Source organism: Psychrobacter sp. 1Y4 (assembly GCF_051847555.1).
This window is the reverse complement of record NZ_JBPYDE010001175.1, coordinates 1-513: the sequence shown is the minus strand read 5'-3', so window position 1 is coordinate 513 and position 513 is coordinate 1. Positions and strand designations below refer to the sequence as shown.

Below are 513 nucleotides of genomic sequence, written 5' to 3'. Positions count from 1 at the left end.
AGTGTACTATCAGTCATCGGCGACGATGTCAGCTCTTTTGCCAGTGCGACTAGTGTCGCATCTAATTCTGCCGCTGAGTCTTTCTGACCATTATCACTCAAAAAAAAGCGTGGATCATCAACCAGACTCTCCGCTTTCTTTTTAGATAACATACTGCTTTGATCATCGTAAAAATACAATAAGCGTCGCCATGTTGTATGCTGTGCTAGATTATCGGTTTTTACCTGTCTACGCCATGTTGCCAGTAACTGCTCTGTCGCCATATCTGAGCCAGACGCAGTATTATTTTGAGTATTGTCTCCAGTATCACTGAGGTTAGATGTCTCAATGCGAACAGCAGCTTTAGCATCACTAAGTGACGTACTCTCTGATAATTCAGATGAGAGCGCACCTTCAGTGACCAATAAAGGCGTCGGTAAAAATGCCTGCGTGTTTGCAGAGAACAATAGCGCCGCTATCGCCAATGGCAGTCGCGCTCGCTGACCAATGGTTATTAGAGTATAAGTTCCAGAC

At 44.8% G+C, this 513-nt stretch carries 1 protein-coding gene; it reads right to left on the bottom strand.

From position 1 onward, the window contains the following. On the bottom strand, nt 1-513 hold a 513-nt coding region (locus ACS8FC_RS21010), incomplete at both ends, for a DUF7843 domain-containing protein (RefSeq protein WP_439298208.1).